The organism is Nostoc sp. UIC 10607, assembly GCF_047228265.1.
Classification (GTDB): Bacteria; Cyanobacteriota; Cyanobacteriia; order Cyanobacteriales; family Nostocaceae; genus Nostoc; species Nostoc foliaceum_A.
This window is the reverse complement of record NZ_JBIQNW010000201.1, coordinates 1-1,019: the sequence shown is the minus strand read 5'-3', so window position 1 is coordinate 1,019 and position 1,019 is coordinate 1. Positions and strand designations below refer to the sequence as shown.

2 protein-coding genes are annotated in these 1,019 nt (G+C 35.9%); both read right to left on the bottom strand.

Features of this window, described 5'->3' with window-relative positions; all coding sequences use genetic code 11:
• Window positions 1-17: 17 nt before the first annotated feature.
• Window positions 18-518 (bottom strand): transposase, encoded by a 501-nt coding sequence (locus ACEYW6_RS36370; RefSeq protein WP_412983633.1) that lies wholly within the window; start codon window positions 516-518, stop codon window positions 18-20.
• A 59-nt stretch (window positions 519-577) separates the two neighbouring features.
• The gene (locus ACEYW6_RS36365) at window positions 578-964 is read right to left on the bottom strand and encodes a helix-turn-helix domain-containing protein (protein WP_412983632.1); all 387 of its coding nucleotides are present in this window, start codon (window positions 962-964) and stop codon (window positions 578-580) included.
• Window positions 965-1,019: the final 55 nt, after the last annotated feature.

Below are 1,019 nucleotides of genomic sequence, written 5' to 3'. Positions count from 1 at the left end.
TACAGCATTTGCGGCTGTTATGAGGTACAGTAGCAACAAATAGCAAACCAGTTTCTTAAATGTTGAGGATTTATTAAATCGAGTGCAACTGAGATTAAGTTATCAACCATTTCTGTTGTTGTCGGAGCAAAACTGCGTAAAAAAGATTTAAGTTGTGACCACCATAATTCAATTGGATTAAAATCGGGTGAGTATGAGGATAAACAAATAACTTTCGCACCTACAGCTTCAATCATTGGCACAATTGAATCTAGTTTATGTGCGGATAAATTATCCATTACTACCACTGCTTCTGACCATAAATTTGGCACTAAAAACTTCTCAATAAATAATTCAAACGCAATGCCATCCATTGAACCATTCATTGTCATTAATGCAACTACTTTTTTAAGACTAATTGCTCCAATTACTGTAACTTTTGAGCCTCTATAAAAGGAGTTAAGAGAGTAAGCTCTTGTTCCCATTTGTGAACGGGCATGAGTCCTCGTTAATCCAAGCAGGACACCAGTTTCATCCAAAAATACTAAATTTTCTGGCTCTATATGTTTGACCTTTTCCCAATATTCTAATCTTAAATTCAGGACTCGCTCTGTGCCTGCTTGGGTACTCCGCTTCGTTTTTTTTTCCGATTTAATCCTAATTTCTGTAACGCACGACACATTGCACTTTGGCCTACCCAATTACCAGTCTTGTCTGCAAAAAATTCACACAACTCTATCAATGTTGCATCTGGATGTAATTCAACTAATTCTCTCAACTCTATATCAGCATTTGTTAAATGACTAAATTGTGGCTTTCCTCGCGGCTTGGATTGTAAATTTCCTTCAACTTTTTGTTGCTTTACAAGCTTTTGTACTAAACTCTTTGAGACGGAAAAGATGTTAGCCACTTTCCTGATTGAGATGTTTTTCTCAAGATGTGCTGCAACTATTTTTTCTCGAAGATCGACAGAGTAAGACTTCATTTAAAAGTATTTATATTTTAATCTAGTGTACCTCATAATAGACGCAAGTGCTGTA

Bases quoted from the DNA above. Each gene is read 5' to 3' on its own strand.
- ACEYW6_RS36365 (WP_412983632.1), bottom strand. From the start codon at position 964: ATGAAGTCTTACTCTGTCGATCTTCGAGAAAAAATAGTTGCAGCACAT.